The sequence below is a fragment of the Polyangium sorediatum genome (assembly GCF_029946465.1).
Classification (GTDB): Bacteria; Myxococcota_A; Polyangia; order Polyangiales; family Polyangiaceae; genus Polyangium; species Polyangium fumosum.
In genome coordinates this window covers 59,655-79,105 of sequence record NZ_JARZHI010000048.1, presented here as the reverse complement: position 1 = coordinate 79,105, position 19,451 = coordinate 59,655, and the positions used below count along the sequence as shown (strand labels likewise).

Here is a 19,451-nt window from a genome sequence, read left to right as displayed (position 1 = left end):
GGCGCGCCCGGCGGCGTGGCGCCGGGGCGCGAGACGCTCGGCACGGCGGCGGCTGCGGCCGCGGCGGCCGTCGCGGAGACGCCCAAGGATTCGGCGTCGGACGGCGGCGCGCTCGGCGCATCGAATGATGCGGCGGGCGTGCGCGCGTGGAGCGCGCCGCGCCGGGAGATCCGCACGGTCGTCGCCGAGGAAGAGGCGCAGAAGCCCGTCGTCGTGCGCGAGCTCTTGCACCTCGTCTGGTTCGAACCGAGCATGGTGCCGCGCATCCGGCGCGTGCCGGCGTGGAAGAGGCTGCTCTCCGAGCTCGAGCAGCGCGGCGCCGACAAGGAGATCGACGACGCGCTCGCCGGCAAGGAGGCCTGGGAAATCGAAGATCGCCGCGAGATCTTCGAGATCCTCGCCCGCGCCGATCGAATGGACGACCGGAGCCTCGTCGAGCTCATGGACCAGGCCATTCGCGAGGACGGCAAGTACGCGACGCCGATCGTGCTCGTCGGCGGCGAGCTCGAGACGCCGTTCGACGAAATGGAGATGTTGAAGGCGCTCTCGACCGCGGCGGCGCCGCTCGTCGGGCCCACGGACGAGGGGCTGAAGGCCGCCGTGGAGGCCGCGGACAAGTTCATCGCGCGCTCGGGCTTGTCCTGGGCGCCGGTCGTGCCGGAGGGATTGTCGAACCGGATCCGCGAGGCGTTCACCCGGGAGAAAAAGAGCCTGCCCGCGGACGCGCTCGACGTGCAGGCCGAGCGGGCGCTCATCGGCGGACGTCATTACCAGAAGCGCGAGGTGCTCGGCGGGACGTACATCCGGCTGCTCCTGCGCCTCCATTCGGACAGCCAGCCGATCGTGGCGTACGCGCCCGACGCGGTCGCGCGCAAGCTGCCGATGTTCCGCCGATTCCGGGCGAGAATCGTGGGCGAGCTGCACCCGGCGCAGGATCAATACGAGGCGCGGGGCGAGGCGATCCGGGCGCTCGCGATCGGGACGGTCACGGTGCCGGAGCGGGGGACGGCCGGGGCCAAGAGTTGATCGGGGGCGATTCGTATCGCCAGGCCCTGGCCCCATGGGAGGGCACGGCCCACCTGCGGGTTGGACGCGCGGGCCGCGTCAGAGATCCTTCGGCCGGGGCCGCGGGAGGGGCGGGTTGTCCGGCAATTTGACCGTCCCTGCATCGTCGCCGCAGAGCGCGGCGCGATTGGCAATGATGTAGTTGACGACGCCCTCGGTGAACTGATCGGCGAGCGCACTCTTGTTGTTGATGACCTGCGTCCGATCATTTTCGTTCGGGATGAAGCCCATTTCGATGAGCGCGCTGGCCTTGATCGTGCCCTCGATCTTGATCACCCGGAACTCCCTCTCGAACACGCCGGTCTGACCTCGGCGTTTCAAGGGGAGCGTGAACGCCGCCATGATCGAGGTCGCCAGGCTCTTGCTCTGGGCCTTGCCCGGATAACACCAGACCTCCTTGCCGTTGGCCGTGGTGTCGACGATGTGCCCACCCTTGGGCACGATGCACTGGCCCTTCGCGTTTCTCGGACACTTGCACGCCGAGTTCATGTGCAGGCTGACCAGGATCGGGGCCTTCTTCTCGTTGGCAAAATCGAGGCGCCACTGGAGCTTCTTCAGCTCGCCGCTGCCCACGTCGCCCTCGCGGGTCAGATACACCGCCTCGATCACGTCCGTCTTGGCCTCGAGCTTCTGCTTGAAGACCTTGGCCACGTCGAGGACGATGTCCTTCTCCTTGAACTCCATGTTCGGGCCGCCCAGCGCGCCCGGATCGACGCCCGAGGTCTTGTCGTTATGATCCCCGTGCCCCGGGTCGATCACGACGATGATCCGGCATTTCTGAACGGAGTCCGCGCCTTGTTGTTCGGGCGAAACATTGATGGCCATGGCATCACTCTCGGCACGAGGTCATTGTTCGTCCAGCATATCGTTCGGTTCGACGTCATCCGGCGGCGGCGGCCCCTGCTCCTTGTCCTCGAACGGATCTTGCGGCCGCGCGACCTTGCCGTCGTTGGGCTCGCCGCGCTCGTTGATCCAGACCATCGTGCCTGAAATGGTGACGCCCGCGCCGTCGATCTTGATGAAGCCGCCCGCGCCCTTGATCGTGGCCGCGCCGCCCGCCTCGCCGACCCACTCCTCGCCGGCCACGTGGTGCACCTCCTGCCCGGCGGCGAGAGCGCTCCGGCCTTGCACGTGCTCGTGGCGGCTCTTCGTGACGGTGAGGGATTGCTTGCCGTCGATCCGCTCCCGCCGGCTGCCCTTCACCACGAGGTGCACGTTCGTGTTGTCCGTCTCGCTCTTGTTCTTTTTCGTGACCTCGTCGTAGTCCTTGCCGACCCAGAACTTGCGGTGGCCGTGCGTCTCCTCGGTCTCGTCGTTCTTCACGAGCTTCTGGCGATCGTGCACGATCGTGGCGAACTCGTCATTGCCGACGTCCCGCTTGCGGTCCTTCTGCGCCTGCTGCCAGACGAGCTCCTTTTTCGCGAGATCCTCGAACATGATCTCGTTGAACCCGTCGTGGCCCATGGAGGAGTCGCTCTTCCACGTGCTGCGTGTCTTGTCCTGCGGCAGCTTGTACGGGACCTGCTGCGCGGCATTGTAGACGCGGCCCACGATGATCGGCTGGTCCGGGTCGCCTTCGAGGTACGAAACCAGCACCTCGTGGCCGATGCGGGGCACGGTGATCATGCCATACCCCATGCCGCCCCAGCCCTGGCTGACGCGGACCCAGCACGAGCTTTGCTCGTTCTTCTGGCCCTCGCGATCCCAGTGGAACTGCACGCGCACGCGGCCGAACTCGTCGACGTGGATCTCCTGGCCCGAGGGGCCGACGACCGTCGCACTCTGGAGGCCGTGAATGCGCGGCTTCGGCGTCTGTCGGGCCGGACGATAAGGCGCCTCGGCGAAAAACGCGTGGCCGAAGAAGCTGAAATCGCCGGTGTCCGTGCCTTCGATCGAGGCGCCGACGACGAGGAACGCGCGGCTCTCGGGCAGCGCCGCATGCGGGTGGCGGCCCATCGAGAAGATGACGCCCGGCGCGAGGTCGAACGTGCTCGCCGCGAACGAGATCATCCGCTCGCCCGTACGCTCGGCTTCGAGGACACGCGTCGAGAGCTCGGTGCCGTATTTGCCGTCATGCCGCGCGAAGCCACGATCGTCGGCGTTCGGCGTGCCCTCGTCCTTGCCCGTCTCGACGAGGAAGGAGCCCGCGTCGTAATGGTACTGCTCCATCTTGCCCTCGATGCCGGCCGTCGGTTCGGCCTTGCCGAAGAGCGCGAGATCAGGCTTGCGCGGGTCGTAATCGCGGAACGTGGCCGCGCCGGGGCGGACCTCGCGGCCGAACCGAACGCGGCTGATGTACTCCTTCTCGGCCGACTCGTTCGGGTTGTCGACGTACGGAATGGGCGGGCCGGAGCGGGGCGTGTTCGTCTGGATGCGATCGCCGAAGACGAGCGTCGTGCCTCGCTCGGGGTGCTCGCTCAGGGTATACGCGATGCCCGCTTCTTCGAGGAGGCGGCAGAGGAACGCGTAATCGGTCTCCCGGTACTGCACCTTGTAATCGAGCTTCGGATACCGCGCGCGTTCGATGCGCCACGTCGGCTGGATGTTCCACTCGCCGAGGAGGCGGTCGATGATGTCCGGGATCGAGAGCTGCTGGTAGATCCGATTGCCCTGGCGATGCGTGAGCAGCCAGAGCTCGGGCACGATGTGGATCTGGTACGTCGAGAGCGCGTCCTCGGCGGACAGCTCCTGCATCGCGTGCGCCTGCTCGGCGCGGGCCACGATGCCCGTCCACGTGCGCTGGGCGCCGCCCTGCACGTGGGCATACCCCGCGTGCAGGCGGAAGCCCGCGGGAAGCCCGACCGCGGCGCCGAGGTCGAGGCTATGGTCGGGCGAGCGGACGAGGAGGTGAATCGAGAACAGGTTCGAGACCGATTCCCGGACGGAAAACCGCCGCACGTAGAGGTCGCGTTGACCGGAGGCGAGGGAGAGCTCGAGGTTTGCCACGGCATTGACTCCGAATCAGTGAGGCCTTACGAGCGCCGATAACGAGAGGTCCTCTTCCTCGACGAAGATTTCCTCCATGCTCTCCGACAGCTTCTGTTGTTGCCCCGCATGGCACGTCGGCCAGAAGACGCGGAACACGCCCGGATCGTAGAAACGGAAGTAGACCTGCTCGTTCGTCGATTCGAGCGTCACCATCAAGAAGCGCCGCCAGTGCCGCCGCACCTCCACGAACTTTTCGTAGCTCGCGCAGTAGATCCCCCAGCGATTGCCGAAGCCCTCGGCGAGGAGCCGATCGAGCAGGGCCGAGTCCTTGCGGAACGGGCCCACGAGGTACGGCGCGACGTCTTCGAGCGTCTCGCCCTGCAGGCCGTCGTAGAGCGATTGGTGTGGCTCGACGTGCTCGCGGAGCACCTCGAGGATCCGGCGGTCCCGCGCGCCGTCGAGGACCGCATAGAGCGGCTCCTTCGCCGCCTCCACGCGGAGTCGTTCGCATGCCCGCGCCGCCGCCTCGATGCGCGCCGCTTCCTCCTCGGGGGAACGCTTGAGCTTGCGCCGCGGGGCGTTCGTTTTGCCTTCGACGTAGACCATGAAATCGGTCTCGCCGGCCTGAATCCAGCCGCCGTGAGGGACGTCGCCCTGCTCGACGGTCTGCCCGCCGAGGCGCGTCCCGTTCTGGCTCTGGAGGTCCCGCAAGACGCACTGCGCGCCGTCCCATTGCAGCTCGAAATGCGTGCCCGACATCTGCCCGTCGTGCTGGACGACGAGGTCCGCGAGATCCGTGCGGCCGACCTTCAGCGCACGGCCCGCCTCGACGGCCTTTTTCGTGCCGGCGAGCTTGCCATACCGCACCTCGACGATGAGCCGGGGCTCGGTCACGACCCGCTCCTCCCGGCCTTCTGGCGCGCGGCGCGCTCGGCGGCTTTCTTGGCGCAATCCTCGCAGAAGGGTTTGTCCGTCTGGAGGATGGCCATCGGATTCGAGCCGATGATGACCGTCGGGCAGCCCGAAGCGATGGTGCCGCCGTGGTTCGTCGGGTCGCCCTTTCGCGCCGCGTCCTTCCCGCCGATGATGACCGTGGGCTCGCCGGCCGAGATGGCCGCGCCGCAGGCCTCGGCGTCGGTGACGCGCGCCTGGGGCTGAAAGCCCACGATGACCGTGTCCTCGCCCTGGACGATGACGTTCGGCGGGTGAATCCCGCAGACGTGACGATCGGTGATTCGTGCCGCAGGAGGCATGTTCGTGGCTCCTTATTGCGCGATGAGCGTCTTGCTCACGTCGTCCACCTCGGCCTCGATCGCCTTGTCCGGCGCCTCGGGCGACGCGCCCGCGCCCTGGCCGGCCGCGCCGCCGCTGTTGATGTAGACCTTCGTGCCGCGGATCGTGACGCCGCTGCCGTCGATGCGGACGAACCCGCCCGGACCCTTCAAGGTGAGATCCTCGGCCTCGATCACGAGCGCCGTGCCCGCCTTGATGTGGATCTCCTTCGTCGCCGAGAGCGCGTGGTTCTCGCCGACGAGCTCGTGCCGATCGCCCTTCACCTCGAGCGACTGATTGCCGTCGATGCGCTGGTTGCGCTTGCCCATCACGTGCAGGTGGCTGTTGCCCTCGACGCGCTCGCGTTTGTCCTGCTTGATGACGACGTCCTGGTCCTTGCCGACGTAGACCTTGACGAACCCGATCGTCTTGTCCTGCTCGTCGTTCATCACGTACTTCTGCCGATCGTGGCCGACGGTGATCGTCTCGTCGTTCTTGACGAGCCTGCGCCGGTTCTTCTCGGCATGCTCCCAGACGAGCTCCTGGCCCTTGAGATCCTCGAACATGATCTCGTTGAAGCCCTCGGAGCCGAGCGAGCTGTCGCTCTTCCACGTCGAGCGTGTCTTGTTGTCGGGCAGCTTGTACGGGACGGCCTGCTTCGCGTTGTAGACGCGGCCCACGATGATCGGTTGATCCGGATCGCCGTCGAGGAAGCCGACCATCACCTCGTGCCCGATGCGCGGGATCACGATCATGCCGTACCCCGTGCCCGCCCAACCCTGGCTCACGCGGATCCAGCACGAGCTGCCGTCGTCGTTTTTCCCCTCGCGATCCCAGGGGAACTGCACGCGCACGCGGCCGAATTCGTCGGTGTGGATCTCCTGGCCCCCGGGGCCCACCACGACCGCGCTCTGCACGCCCTCGACCTTGGGCTTTTGCGTCTTCTGCTGCGGCCGGTAAGGCGCGTCCGTGAACGCGGCTTGCCCCGACATCGTCCACTCCTCGCCCGGCGTGCCCTCGACCGAGAACTCCGTGACGAGCAGGCGTTTGTTCTCGCCGAGCTCGGCGTGCGGGTGTTTGTCGACCGAGAAGATTTGCCCCGGCCAGAGATCGATCGTGTTCGTCTCGAACCCGATCGTGCGCTTGTCCGCGCGCGTGCCGCCGAGCATACGATCGGCGCGCTCCTTGCCGAACCCTTGATCGTACCGCGCCGTGCCCTTGTCGTCTGCGGCCGGCGTGCCGCCGCCGCCCTTGCCGTTCTCGACGAGCGTGGCGCCCGGCTGGTAATGGTACTGCTCGTACTTCGCCTCGGGGCCCTCGGCCTTCGGCGCGTCGCCGAAGAGCGCGAACATCGGATTCCGGAAGTCGTAGTCGCGAATCGTGTGCGCGCCCGGCCGGACGATGTGCGTGAGGCGGACCTTCGAGAGGTACTCCTTCTCGGACTCGCGGTTCGGGTTGTCCACGTAGGGGAGGGCGCCGCCGGGGCGCGCGGGGTTCGCTTCGAGGCGATCACTCAACGTGAACTTCGAGCCCTTCGCGTCGTCGTCCGGGAACGTGTACGAGATGCCCGCCTCTTCGAGCAGGCGGCTGACGAAGGCGAAATCGGTCTCGCCGTACTGGACCTTGTACTCGAGCTTCGGGTAGCGGCCCCGATCGATCTCCCACTTCGCCTCGACGTTCCACTCGCCGAGCAGGCGATCGACGATGTCGGGGATCGAGAGGTGCTGGTAGATGCGATACCCGCGCCGCTGCGTGAGCAGCCACAACGTCGGCACGATGCGGAGCGAATACGTCGAGAGCTCCTTGCCGAGGCCTCCCGGCTGCACCGCGTGCACCTGCTCGATGGAGCTCACCACGCCGCTCCAGAGCCGCGCGCCGCCGAGGCGCGCGTACGCCCAGCCGCTGATGACGCGGAGGCTCGCCGGCTGCCCGACGATCGCTTCGAGATCGATCGAGGGGCTCTCCGAGCGCGCCATCACGTTCACGCTGAACAAGCTCGAGACGGACTCGTGCACCGAGAAATGGCGCACCGACAACGACGTCTCACCAGATGCGAACGATAGCTCCAAGATCGGCATGGAAGCCGCCTCCTCGACGTGACCGCCCGGACCAATGCGCGTACTGTCCGATTTTTGGCATGGGCACCCTAAACCGGCTTCGCGGTCGGGCTCAAGATCAAAATGGGCGAAAAAAGGTGTCGCTCTGCGTCAATGATCGCAGGCGATCTCGTCGTCGCCGAGCGGATCGGGCATGTCGCTCACATCCTCTTCGGCCTCGGGGCCCGTGGCCTCGTCGAAGTGGGGCGCCTCGGGCCTTGCCCGAGGGAGGACGGGGAGCTGGGGAAGCTGGCGCGGAGCACCTGGCGGGCTGTATCCGCGGAGCTCAAGAGCGCCGCTCGTCCGTGATCGGTACCGCCCTTTCGTGTGCCCGGCGGGTGATCGACGCCCACGCGTCCGTGTGCTGGAACGGAAACCGCACCTCCTTGCGCGCAAGCCCGCTCGCAATCCGCTCCCGGATGAGCCGCAGCATTGCGAGCGCGTCGCGCTTCTTCACGTCCACCCGTAGCTCCGGCAGCGCGTCCCGTAAGGCGGAGAGCTCCGCCTCCGGCACCCCGCGCACACGCCCGCTCGTGAGGATCGCCGGGTAGCACCGCTCCGCATAGAACAGCTCCCGGGCGGCCTGGATCAGCGCCTCGCGTGATCCCTCCGTGATCACACCGCGCTGCGCCGCGCGTCGCAGCGTCTCCCGCATATTCACCATGGCCTCCGACACCGGTCGATACCCCCCCTCCGCGAGCCTGTGCGCCACCGCCACCTCGTCATCGTCCGTGAGATCGCCCCGCGCGTACGCCGCGTGAATCTCGCCCACCCCCTCCATGCCGAAGGGCCCAAGCTCCGCCGCCCGGAGCGCGCCCAGGCTCGCCGCGCCGAAGACGTGAATGCCCCGCGACATCGCCCATAGCACCTCCTTGTGCGCCACGGAGGGCACGTGCTCGAAGGAGCCGTCAAGGATCCCGATGACGGCCGGCTCCTCCTGCGCCGCGCGGTACACGTCGCCCTGTGCGGCCGGGGGGCGGTACACTGCGTCGAGCTCCCGGAGGCCCTCCTCCGCTGAGAGCGTTGGGCCCGTGAAGATATGAACCTTCATCTCGTGCGCCCCTCCATGCGTCTCCGGGCGCGAAGCCCCGGCACATACCCCGGTACATCATGGTTGGCCTCGAGCCCCGGCACGATCACCCGCACCACCGGGATCCCGAAGGCTGCCTTCGTCAGATCGATCGTGATGACTTGCGAGAGCCCCGCCGCCGCGAGGCGTTCGAGGAGCCAGGCCACGTCGTCGTCGAGCGTCTCGTCTTCGTGATCCGGCGCGGCCTCGAAGCTTCGCGCCGGCGGCGACGCCGCGAGCATCCGGAGCGCCCGGCGCGCGGCGTCGAGATCGCCCCCCTCGGGCCGCTCGTGGCAATGCACGTCGTCGCGAGACCCCGTGATCAGCGTGAGCCGGCTCTGGGCCGCCTCCGTGAGCGCACGCGACAGGGCGACGGCGCGCGACGGGTGACAGCCCATGCCCCCCATCGGCCCGATCGGCCGCTGGGGGTTCGGCTCCCGGTCCACGATCACGCACGAGAAGACCGGGACTCCGATATCGGACGTCACCTCCCAGACGGCCACCTCCACGCCCGCCTCTTCGTATTTGTCGAGCAGGGACCGGCAGAGGGGGTCATGGACCGTGGAGAGGTCCACGCGCGCCTCTTTTTGTGCCTCACCGGCAAGCTGGAAGAGCGCCGTCGCGTCGCGCTCGATCAGCTCGGCGAGGGCGTGGCCGAGCGCCTCCAGCGGGTGATTGCCGGAGGCGAGGCCGTTCGAGCTCATCAAGAAGGACCCGCTGCCCGAGGGGAGCGGCAGCGTGTAATCCATATGGACCATCTCGTAAGGCACCCACATGCTGCCGCCATGGAGCATTTCCTGCCCCTCGATCCACAACGTGCGTAGGTTGTCGTGAAACACGCTCCCCGCGAGGCGCGGCAGGCCGGAGAGGTCGGCCACGCGGTGGGAGAAGCGCAGCTCGTTCCGTGTGGCGAGCCGGAGGGGTCGGTCGATATGCTCTGCATGATACTGCTCCACCGACTCCATGAGCGCCGAGGCCCGCGCCGAGGCGCGATCCGCGCCCTTGCCCTGCGATACCGAGAGCGAACGCGCGTTCGGCCGGATCGCCATCGCCACGGGAATGCCGATGGTGTCGAGCCCGGTCACGTCGGCGATGCGGGTGATACCCATGATGGGCAGGAGGCCCTGGACGCGGGCGAGCGTCGCCTCGGGCGGGACGATGCGGTGTGTCCCCCGCCGAAAGCGCTTCGCTGCAGGCGTGGTGGACATGCCATCACACCTTCCTCACGAGCTTCCCGGGAGCCGGGGTGGTTGGCGAGGGGTTCAGGACGTAACATGTGGTCCACGTCGGCGAGGGGGGCACGTAGGAGGCGAGCGTCTTGTCGCTGGACTGGGCCTTGCTGTTCATGTCGTTGAACGACGGGACTTGGCTGCTTTGGGTAGGAACGATGGTCGCCAAGGTCCAGACGTCGGGCGTGAGCGCGTACAGGGTGCCGTCGGCGCCGTAGACGAGCAGCATCCCTGCGCGCAGCGTCGCATACCCAACATTGCCGTTCGTGTCGGCGGCCTGGATGATGGCCGTCCCGAGGTTGATGGCCTCCGCCTTCCCGTCCCCTGGGCCGATCGTCACCACGGCCTTGTTCAAGCTCGTCCAGGTCACGGCGTCCACGCCGCGTACGGAGAACGTGATGTCGTTACCCGTCTCGATCGCCGTATCTCTCGGGGCTACCTCGAGAGAACCTACGTAGAGGGCGACGCTCGCCGTGTTTTCATCCTCGTCCATGCACGTGATGGTCACGGGCGAACTGCTTTGCTTGATGCCCTTCACGAGCCCCGTTTGATCGACGGTCGCAATGCGCGAGTCCGAGCTTGTCCAGGACAGAGATTGCTGCTTCGTAAGGCTCTTCAACGAAAGCTGCGTCGGCTGCCCGACGACGATACTCCGGGTCTCCGCGTGAAGGATGAGCGTGCTCATGGTTCTTCAATTGCCTTTCTCGATCATAGGTATTCCGTCTCGCCAGCGCAGACGAGCGCGCGCCGTATGGCATCCTCCGTGCCAACCTCGTCCCGCGCCGCCTCCAAAGCGGCCGTGAGCGCCTCGGGGAGCCGTTGCTGTCCCGGCTCGATCAGGGCCGCGGCGTAGCAGGCCGCCCCTTCGCGATCCCCCCGCGCGAGCGCCGCCGCCGCGAGCGGCAAGAGCGCCATCCACTGGAAAGGATACACCAGCGCCGACGAACGAAAGCGAGCGAGCGCCGCCTCCCCCAGGCGCATCACCTCGCCGAAATCGCCCTCCGCGAGCGCGACCCAGGAGAGGTTCGCGAGCGCCGCGCCCACGTAGTCGTCCATCGCCGCCGCCTCCGCCGTCCCGAGGCTCCTCTTCGCCCACGCCCGCGTCTCGGCCACCCGCCGTCGCCGCCGCCAGACCTGCGTCAGGTACGTCAGGCTCCGCGCTTCGAGCGTCACATCGCCCGTGCGCTCCGCCTCCGCGAGCGCGTCGAGCAGCCGCGCCTCCGCCTCGTCGAGCGCCCCATGCCAGAGCAGCACCGTCGCGAACGCGAACCGCGTCGCGGCGAGATCCGCCGAGCCCTCTTCCTGCTCGCAGGCCAGAAGGCAAGCCCGCGCGTTTCGCACCGTCTCGGCCGAGAGCAAATACCGCTCGCTTCGCAGCCCGATCTGCGTGAGCGCGCGGAAGAAACGCGCCCGCTGCGCCGCCGTCCCCCCTGCCTGTACCACGGGCCGCACCCGCTCCACGATCGCGGCCATCTCGTCGACACGCGCGGCCCAGTAAAACACGGCGATACGGTCGATCTGCACCTCGACCCACGCATCCCACCACGCCGCGGAAACCCTGGGCGCCGAGGCCCCGAGCGCGGCCTCGGCCTCGGCATACGCCGCGAGCGCCTCGCCGTGGTCGTGGTGGACTTCCCACGCCTTGCCGATCTTGCGATGGACGCGGGCGCGCGTGATCGCCCCCTCGGCAGGCAAGACCGCGAGGGTGTCGGCGTAGGCCTGCCGCGCTTCCTGCTGCCGCCCCACGAGCCCGAGCACGTCGCCGAGGCTCTCGAGCACGCCCGCCGGCGCGGCCCCCTGCGCCTCCTTCACGGCGGCCCGGTAGAGCCGGATCGCCTCCCCGTTCGCGTACGAGGCGCGTGCTCGATCCGCCGCGCGAGCAAAGAAGACGCTCGCCTGCGGGTGATCGCCGGCCTCCGCGTGATGATGGCCGATCTCCGCGAGCCGCTCCTCGCCGTCCGCGGTGAGCGCGAGCGCGACGCGGTGGTGCATGGCCCGGCGAAGCGGAGGCGCGATCCGCGCCTGCGCGACCTCCCGGATCGTGTCGTGCACGAAGGCGAGCCGCCCATCTCCCTTTTCTTCGAGGATCTGCCGGACCCGCAGCTCTTCGATCGCGTCCAACATCGCGACGTCCTCGAACTTTCCGAGCTTGTCGAGCATCGCCGTGTCGACATCGCGTCCCAGCACCGCCGCCCATGCGACGACCCGCGCGGCCAGCTCGCCCAGCGCCGACAGACGCCGCTCGACAAGCTCGCCCAGCGTGTGGGGCAGCGTGATCGAGAGCGCCTTCTCCCCGAGCTGAAAACGCCCCGCGGCGTCCCGCGCGAGCAGCCCTTCGCCGAGCGCCGCGCGCAGGTACTCCGCGACGAAGAACGGATTGCCGCCCGTGTGGAGATGCAGCCCATCCACGAGATCCCGGGGCGGCTCCACGAGCGCCACCATGCTCGTGATCATCGCGGCGACGCCCTCGCGATCGAGCCGTCCGATCTGGACGTCGCGCGCGCTCTCCCGGCGCACGATCGCCGAGAGCTCCTCGGTGCGCTCCTCCAGGCGATACGTGCCGAGAACGAAAAGCCCATCGTGACCGCGCTCCTTCGCTGCGAGGGAAGCCAGAAAGCCCAGCGAGAGGTCGTCGGCCCACTGGAGATCGTCGAGCACGAGCAGGATCGGCGCGGGCGTCGCGAAGGCGAGGAGGGTCTCTTCGAGCGCGTGGATCACGCGCGCCCGGGTGGCCTCTGGAGGGAGCGGGGGCGGCTCGGGCGCGGCTCGTACGACGGGGAGATCCGCGATCGCCGGCGCGTAGGGCGCGAGCAGCTTGCCCCGCGGGCCGAGCTGCCTCGTGGTTGCCTCCGCCCCCGCGGCGCGGCACTGATCCGCGATCGCCGTGAGCGCCGGGCGAACGAGGTGGAGCGGGTCTCCACGCAGGACGGCGCTCCCGGTCCACACCGTCACGCCCTTTTGCACGGCGCGCTGGGCGATCTCCAGCGCGAGCCGCGTCTTGCCCACGCCGCTCTCGCCCCCGAAGAACCAGAGCCCCCCGCGTCGTTCGGCCGCGAGCGCCTCGATCGCCGCCGTGCTCTCGGCCAGGATCGCGGCGCGGCCCTCCAGCGCGGGTCGATAGAGATAGGCGCGGCTCCGCGACGCCGCAGCAGGCGCATCGCCGCCGGGAACATCGAGCGCGGCGAGCGCGTCCGCCACGTCCTCTGCGTACCCGATCCGATCCTCGGGCCGCTTCGCGAGCAGCCGCGCGACGAGCCGATCGAGCGCCTCGGGGACGCCGCGCGCCTTCGAGGACGGCGGCGGGGGTCGCAGGTTGAGGTGCCCGTGCCTCATCGCGGCCGCGTCGAGGCCGGCGAAGGGCGGCGCGCCCGTGATGCACTCGAAGAGGATGCATCCGAGGGCGTACAGATCGGCGCGCGCGTCGACGAGGGCGCCCCGGATCTGCTCGGGTGCCATGTACGGGAGGCTGCCCATCATGCCGTCGATCTCGATCGCCTCGCGCCCCTCGACGCCGCCGAACTGCGCGGCGATACCGAGGTCGACGAGCACGGGCGTGCCGTCCCTCCGGACGATCACGTTGTCGGGCTTGAGGTCGCGGTGCACGAGCCCGGCGGCGTGCAGGTGCGCGAGGGGCGCGGTGAGGCGTCGGAGCAGCGCGAGCAAGGGGAGGGCAGTGCGTATCGAGGCGCGGCCGCCCGCGGCGGGGGGAGCGCGGAGGCGAGGCGCGTCCGGGCGGGTCGTGGCGCCGCTCGGGCTCGTGGTCCGGGCGGCGAGGCGAGGGGACACGCGGGGCGCGTGGACGCGGTCGAGGTGGCCGCGGAGCGTCTGGCCCGAGACGAGCTCCATCGCCACCCAGGGCAGTCCGTCCGATACGCCCTGGTCGAGGAAACGCACGATCCCCGGGTGCTGGAGCCGCCTCAGCGCGTGGATTTCCCGGCGAATCGCGGTGATCGCGCTCGCGGAGGGGAGGGCCACGGTCTTTAGCGCGACGGGGGCACCGGTCGTGGGGTGTTTGGCGCGGTAGACGACGCCCATGCCTCCACGACCGAGGACGCTCGTGATCCGATAGGAGCCGATCTGCGGGAGCGAGCGTCCAGCCGCTTTCATCCGACTGCGATGTTACCCGCCTCGCTTGTGTGAGGTCGAGGGGTCTTCCGAGCGTGAGGGCAAGATGTTGCCCGCGGCAAGAGGTTGCTTTCGGGGGGAGGGGGCGTCGGGCCAATTGTTGCCGCTCCCGAGCGGCAATGAGGGGGCGCCGTCGCATGGACGATTGGCATGCGGATTGCTCGGTTTATGTGCACGGACGAATCGAGCGGTGCTCGACGGAATCGAACCATTCACCCGGCCAAACCCGACCATGCCCAACCTGAACGTGATCACCTGGAACAGCACGGGGGAGACGCCGCAGGGCGCAGCCGACCTGCTGGACGTCATCAACCATCTCACGACCAACGGCTGGCTGCCGGATCTGATCGTGATCCAGGAGGCGAACGCAGCACCCGGGGGCCCGATCTACCAGATGCTGCAGGGGCTCGGCGCCGCATACAACCAGCCACCTGCACACGCCACCGAGGGGGGCCCCGGCGGACGAGGTTACATCCTCCTCCTCCGCATCGGCATCGGCGGCCGGGGGTCCTTTGCCAGGGCCGATCTGGCCAATGATCAGGCGCTGTTGAACTGGATGAACATCCATTTGAGCCTCTCGGCACGGCAGATGGCCCTGGCCGAGCTCGCGACCATGCGTATGCCGGCGACGGCGACGCTGACCGTCGGCGGCCGAAACGTGCCGTTTCTGACGTGGCATGCGCCGCGCGGGCCTGGGCAAGTGCTCACCGGCGCCACGTTGGGAGGCGGCGCCAACCCCGATGCCTATCTGTTCCTCCAGAACTCCGGCATCTATGGGCCGCTCGTCGCCCCGGGGCCGAACAACCTGGGTCTCATTGCCGGTGACCTCAACGTGAACGTCGCCACGCTCAACCACAATACCGGTATCCCGGCTCTGCCCTACATTCTTTCCGGATTCGTCGGCGTGTCGGACAACCTCGATCACATCCTTGGACATGCCAATGCCGGCGGAGCGCCCCCCACGTTCTCGGGTTCCGGCCATTTCCCGGCCTCGGGCACGCACAACATCCTGGTCAGCACCGTTGGCTTCTAGCCGGCGCGGCCAGCAGACCAAAGAAGAATTCCCACGAAGCGTCCCCTCGCTGCTGAGGGTGCGCGTCGCCAAGCCCAATGGAAAGTGGCTTCAAGAGGAAGCCAGAGGAGATCGAATCATGCCCACGTTCAAGTTGAGCACCGCGTTTACCCAGGAGGACCTGAACCGCTTCTACGCTTCGGGGTCCAACATCGTCGTCGCCAAGCCGAACGCCGGCGGAATGCCGAACGTCGCGTGGCTCGTGTACAGGCCGCTGCTCGGCAACACGGTCACCTGGGAAGAACAATACGGCATCTACGCGTCCAACGTCGACATCATCAACGGGGCGCAGCTCACGCAGATGTCGAAGTCCGAGTTCCCGGCCCTGGACAACAAGAGCTATCCGCTCACGGCGGCCGGGTTCTTCGGTCCCCCGTCGACGGGCGGGAGCCCGGGCTCCTACACGGCCGTGAATCAATACGACAACCTGCCCAAAGGGTACCTGACGTTCGGGTTGTTCCAGGACGCGGTGGTGGATGGAACGCCGGCCCTGGGGAACGCCGTGTCCGCCGCTCCGGTCATCTACAACAGCACCGCGGTCATGACCCCGTTCACCACGGTGTATCTGTGGGTGCAATCCCAGGTGGTGAGCAACACGGTCGTCACCAACGTGACCTCACCCATGACGGAGGTCATGTTCGGCGGCCCCGTCACGGAGGTCTCGCTGATGTACGACGCGAGCTCGGGCAAGTTCATCACGGCGCCGGGCAAGACCATGGCCGAGAAGGCCCCGCTGCGACATCACCTCCCCTCGCTGGCCTGATCCAAGCGGATCCGAGGCGTTGGTCACGAGCGCCCCGGTCGCCGGAGGCCGAGCCGCTTCATCCGGTACGACAATGTTCGCACCGGTATGCCCAGCCGCTCGGCCGCCGCCTTTCGGCTCCAGCCCGCCGCCTCGAGTGCCTCCCGTAAGATCGTCGCCTCGTATCCCTCCACGCGCTCGCGGACCCCGGCCGGATCCTCGCCTTCGCCTTCCACGGGCGCGTCGGCCGTCCTCGTCGGCGCTGGCCCCTCCCATTCCACCGCCGCCCGTGCCGGCCTCTCCGCCCCCCGCATCCGCGCCGGAAGATCCTCCGTATCGATCCGCGCCCCCCGCGCCACCACGACGGCCCGCTCGATCACGTTCCGCAACTCGCGCACATTGCCCGGCCACGCATACGCCCGCAGCCGCTCGATCACCGCCGACGAAAACCCCTGCACCGCCCGCGCATTGCCCTCGTTCGCCCGCGCGAGGAACCTGCGCGACAGCGCCTCGATCTCATCCACCCGCTCCCGGAGCGGCGGGATCTCGATCACCACCGTGCTCAATCGATAAAACAGATCGGAGCGGAAGGCCCCGTCGCGCGCCATGGCCTCCAGATCCCGGTGCGTCGCCGACACGACCCGCACATCCACCGTGATCTCCCGGACCGAGCCCACGCGGCACAACGTCCCCGTCTCCAGCACCCGCAAGAGCGCCGCCTGCGCCGGCATGGCCAGCTCGCCGATCTCGTCGAGGAACACCGTCCCCCCGTCGGCCTCCTCGAAGACCCCTTTTTGCTGCGCCGCCGCTCCCGTGAACGCCCCGCGCTCGTGCCCGAACAGCGTGCTCTCGACCAGCTCCTTCGGGATCGCCCCGCAATTCACGCGCACCATTCGCTTGTTTCGCCGCGGCCCGCGCTCGTGCAGCGCCCGCGCGAGCACCTCTTTCCCCGTCCCCGTCTCGCCGTGCAGGATCACCGGCACCCGCGCCCCCGCCACCCGCTCCACTGTCGAGAGCACCTCGCGCATTGCCCGTCCCGCGACGAGCGCATCGTCCTCGAGCACCTCTCCCTCGGCGAACGCCCTCGTCCCCTCCACCTCCACGGGCCGCTCCGCTGTCGCGCGATTGACCGCGTCGCGGGACAAGCTGATCAGCGCCTCCACGGTGCTCCCCGCGTCCGGATAGGCCGCCACGCCGACCCGGAGCTGCGCCCCTTCCTTCCCCTGCGATGCCACGATCCGCTGCGCCACGCGCGTCGCCTCCTCCGTCCCCATCTCGGGCAAGAGCACCTGCGCTGCCCCGGGCCCGTACGTCGCGATCCGATCGAAGGGCCGGATCGCTTCCCGCACCGCGGCGAGCCAGTCCCGGACGTGCGGCGACCGATCCCCCACGGGCTTCGCGCGCACCACGAGCAGCGCGAACGGCCGCCGCAGCTCGCGCGCCCGCGCCGCCTCCTCGTTCACGCGGCGCAAGAACCCCTCTTCGCCGTCAATCCCGAGCGACTCCCCCGTGGGGGCCAGCACGTGAACACACGCGAGCACGCTGCCCAGCATCACCTCGTCGCCGATCTCGATGCCGGCCCTGTCGATTCGCTGCCCGGCGAGCCACGTCCCGTTGCGCGAGCCCAGATCCTCCACGAGGAGCCGATCGCCCGCGAGCACGAAGCGGGCGTGTTGCCGGGAGAGGGTGCGGTCGTGAACCTGCAGATCCGAAGGCTCCATCCGCCCCACGACGAGCGGCGTGTCCGGCACGAGCAGAGCGATCTCCATGCCCTGCTGGGCCTGAACCACCACCGCGAGCCGCCGCCCTTCCTCGGGAGCGTCCAGCGGCGAGGGCGCCGATGCCATCGGTTCGGTCTCGACTACGCCGCTCATCGTCAACCCGCGACGCTACCATAGGGCGTTTCGAGGCGGACAGAAGCGGAAATTGGAGGGGAGCGGTGAGGCAGTGCACGAGATCCGGGACCTTGTGGTCATGGTCCGGGTACTTCGACCACGGGGTCCGGGTACTTCGATCACGGAGTCGGCGAGCTTGAAGTCACGGTCTGGGTACTTCGATCACGGAGTCGGCGAGCTTGAAGTCACGGTCCGGGTACTTCGATCACGGAGTCGGCGAGCTTGAAGTCACGGTCCGGGTACTTCGATCACGGGGTCGGCGAGGTTGAAGTCAGGGTCGGGGGACTTCGATCACGGGGTCGGCGAGGTTGAAGTCAGGGTCGGGGGACTTCGATCACGGGGTCGGCGAGGTTGAAGTCAGGGTCGGGGGACTCCGATCACGGGGTCGGCGAGGTTGAAGTCACGGTCCGGGGACTCCGATCACGGGGTCGACGAGGTTGAAGTCATGGTCCGGGGACTTCGATCACGAGGTCCGAGGGCGTCAGGGCAAGCGCGCCGTCGCCTTGGCTGCCAGGCGTTCGAGTGCGTCGAACGCGCACGGCTGTTGCCGCGGATTGAGGGTCACGACCATGGTGACGCGGCCCTTTGCCACCGCCACACGGCACAACGTGCCTTCCATATGACGTTCTGCCACGTCGCCGAGGCCGGACAGGAGCTTCGCCTGCGTCGCCTTTTCATGAGGCCCTCGGACCAGCTCCGCGGCTTCCGTCGTGGTCCGGTGCGATCGAAGGTAAACGATAAAGAACCGCCCATCGTCCGTGTGGAAGTCTCGACTGCAGGTCTCCGTCGAGGTCGGCTCATCGTCGTCCGACGGCCTCATCGACAGGCCGAGGTCCGCTTGGATGTCCGCCGGCGCGAGCAATCGATCACAATCGAGGGGAACGCTTGGAAAGGGGTGACTTTCTTCGCAGGCGAGGACGTCGTCGCCTGTCTTCGCGGCGAGGAAGCAGGCGGCGCGGCCTGCCCAGCGCTCCTTGTCATCCGCCTGCCCTGTCGACTCCTCCTCCAAACACCCCCGCATGAATTCTTGTTCTTTGCCTTCGTTCACGGGGCGCCCGTCTTTCGAGAGCTCCCGAGAAACGACGGCGCGCAGGTGCTCACACACCTCCCGCGGGCCCGCCGGTTGGGCTTGGGCTGTGGGAGCGACCGTCGCATTCGTGGCGTCCGCGGCGGGAGGAGGCGTGGTGCCGCCGCACGCGCTGCCAGCCGCCGGGAGCGCGAGGGCCCACGCGAGGAGCCGAGGCCCGACGAACGTTCGCAGACGGACGGTGCCAATGCATTGGGAGGAGCGGGTCATCATGGGGGCGCCATGGGTAGCACGGCGCACGCGTGGAGCACATCGTGGAGGTTCGCCCGCCGTCGGGAGGACCGGAGCTTGCGATGGACCGGAACGTCGTGGCACGCTGCGGCCTCGACCCCGGCGGCTTTGCGGCTCCCCCGCAGGCCATCAGGCGTCATAGAACCCTTCACGACCTGCCCCCCACTCGATGAACGACATCCACAACCGAATCGCGGCCAGCTTTCATGCGCAGGGCCTGATGGCAACCATTGGTGCAAAGCTTGCCTTGGTGGCAGAGGGCGAGGTGCACATCACACTGCCCTTCTCCGAGCGGCTTTCCCAGCAGAACGGTTATGTTCATGCGGGCGCCATCACGAGCATCGTCGACAGTGCTTGTGGGTATGCAGCGTTGACGAAGGCTCCGCTTGAATGCGACGTCGTCACGGCTGAGTTCAAGATCAATTTCATGCGGCCCGCGCTCGGGGAGCACTTCTTGGCGATTGGAAGGGTCCAGAATGCGGGGAAGCTCCTCACGGTCTGCACGGGCGAAGTGCGAGCGTTCTCTGGAACGGGAGCTGCCCACAAGGTGATCGCTCTCATGCAGGCTACGATCGCGAATGTTCGGCCGTGATGCATGAGCTGTCGTTGTAGTTGATCTGCAACGGCTGGGCCGGGCCGG

Annotated in this window: 15 protein-coding genes; 4 read left to right on the top strand and 11 right to left on the bottom strand. The window is 68.2% G+C overall.

Going from position 1 to position 19,451, the window contains the following annotated elements:
- The coding region (locus tag QHF89_RS35640) for a hypothetical protein (RefSeq protein WP_284721348.1) at positions 1 to 1,026 on the top strand (1,026 nt) is incomplete at its 5' end.
- 78 nt (positions 1,027 to 1,104) lie between these two features.
- On the opposite strand, the gene QHF89_RS35635 is transcribed toward QHF89_RS35640, so the two are convergent.
- From QHF89_RS35635 to QHF89_RS35595, 9 genes are all read right to left on the bottom strand, one after another.
- Positions 1,105 to 1,890: an N-acetylmuramoyl-L-alanine amidase family protein gene (locus QHF89_RS35635; protein ID WP_136966683.1), complete on the bottom strand. Its 786-nt coding sequence runs from the start codon at positions 1,888 to 1,890 to the stop codon at positions 1,105 to 1,107.
- 21 nt (positions 1,891 to 1,911) lie between these two features.
- The gene (locus QHF89_RS35630; RefSeq protein ID WP_136966684.1) at positions 1,912 to 4,011 is read right to left on the bottom strand and encodes a type VI secretion system Vgr family protein; all 2,100 of its coding nucleotides are present in this window, start codon (positions 4,009 to 4,011) and stop codon (positions 1,912 to 1,914) included.
- 15 nt (positions 4,012 to 4,026) lie between these two features.
- Positions 4,027 to 4,887 (bottom strand): DUF4123 domain-containing protein, encoded by an 861-nt coding sequence (locus tag QHF89_RS35625; RefSeq protein ID WP_284721347.1) that lies wholly within the window; start codon positions 4,885 to 4,887, stop codon positions 4,027 to 4,029.
- Complete coding sequence (locus tag QHF89_RS35620; protein WP_136966685.1) at positions 4,884 to 5,246, bottom strand: PAAR domain-containing protein; 363 nt, start codon at positions 5,244 to 5,246, stop codon at positions 4,884 to 4,886. The genes QHF89_RS35625 and QHF89_RS35620 overlap by 4 nt, the downstream gene beginning before the upstream one ends.
- Positions 5,247 to 5,258: 12 nt before the next feature.
- Complete coding sequence (locus tag QHF89_RS35615; RefSeq protein ID WP_136966686.1) at positions 5,259 to 7,343, bottom strand: type VI secretion system Vgr family protein; 2,085 nt, start codon at positions 7,341 to 7,343, stop codon at positions 5,259 to 5,261.
- 304 nt (positions 7,344 to 7,647) lie between these two features.
- Positions 7,648 to 8,412: a TfuA-like protein gene (locus QHF89_RS35610; protein ID WP_136966687.1), complete on the bottom strand. Its 765-nt coding sequence runs from the start codon at positions 8,410 to 8,412 to the stop codon at positions 7,648 to 7,650.
- Positions 8,409 to 9,638, bottom strand: a complete 1,230-nt coding sequence (locus QHF89_RS35605; protein WP_136966688.1) for a YcaO-like family protein — start codon at positions 9,636 to 9,638, stop codon at positions 8,409 to 8,411. Before QHF89_RS35605 ends, QHF89_RS35610 begins: the two co-directional genes overlap by 4 nt.
- Positions 9,639 to 9,642: 4 nt before the next feature.
- Positions 9,643 to 10,344 carry an Ig-like domain-containing protein gene (locus tag QHF89_RS35600; protein ID WP_136966689.1) on the bottom strand — a complete coding sequence of 234 codons (702 nt, stop codon included), beginning with the start codon at positions 10,342 to 10,344 and terminating at the stop codon, positions 9,643 to 9,645.
- A 23-nt stretch (positions 10,345 to 10,367) separates the two neighbouring features.
- Entirely contained in the window at positions 10,368 to 13,766 is a 3,399-nt protein-coding gene (locus QHF89_RS35595) for a serine/threonine-protein kinase (protein WP_136966690.1), read from the bottom strand.
- A 208-nt stretch (positions 13,767 to 13,974) separates the two neighbouring features.
- On the opposite strand from QHF89_RS35595, the gene QHF89_RS35590 reads away from it, so the two are divergent.
- A complete protein-coding gene (locus QHF89_RS35590) occupies positions 13,975 to 14,817 on the top strand; it encodes a hypothetical protein (RefSeq protein WP_136966691.1) in 843 nt (280 codons plus the stop codon).
- 118 nt (positions 14,818 to 14,935) lie between these two features.
- Positions 14,936 to 15,619 carry a hypothetical protein gene (locus tag QHF89_RS35585; protein ID WP_136966692.1) on the top strand — a complete coding sequence of 228 codons (684 nt, stop codon included), beginning with the start codon at positions 14,936 to 14,938 and terminating at the stop codon, positions 15,617 to 15,619.
- A 23-nt stretch (positions 15,620 to 15,642) separates the two neighbouring features.
- On the opposite strand, the gene QHF89_RS35580 is transcribed toward QHF89_RS35585, so the two are convergent.
- On the bottom strand, positions 15,643 to 17,472 hold the full coding sequence (locus tag QHF89_RS35580; RefSeq protein ID WP_136966693.1) for a sigma 54-interacting transcriptional regulator: 1,830 nt from the start codon (positions 17,470 to 17,472) through the stop codon (positions 15,643 to 15,645).
- Positions 17,473 to 17,974: 502 nt separating this feature from the next.
- Positions 17,975 to 18,793 carry a hypothetical protein gene (locus QHF89_RS35575; protein ID WP_136966694.1) on the bottom strand — a complete coding sequence of 273 codons (819 nt, stop codon included), beginning with the start codon at positions 18,791 to 18,793 and terminating at the stop codon, positions 17,975 to 17,977.
- 187 nt (positions 18,794 to 18,980) lie between these two features.
- Here QHF89_RS35575 and QHF89_RS35570 point away from each other — a divergent pair, with 187 nt between their 5' ends.
- Positions 18,981 to 19,403 (top strand): PaaI family thioesterase, encoded by a 423-nt coding sequence (locus tag QHF89_RS35570; protein ID WP_136966695.1) that lies wholly within the window; start codon positions 18,981 to 18,983, stop codon positions 19,401 to 19,403.
- The last annotated feature ends 48 nt before the right edge of the window (positions 19,404 to 19,451 follow it).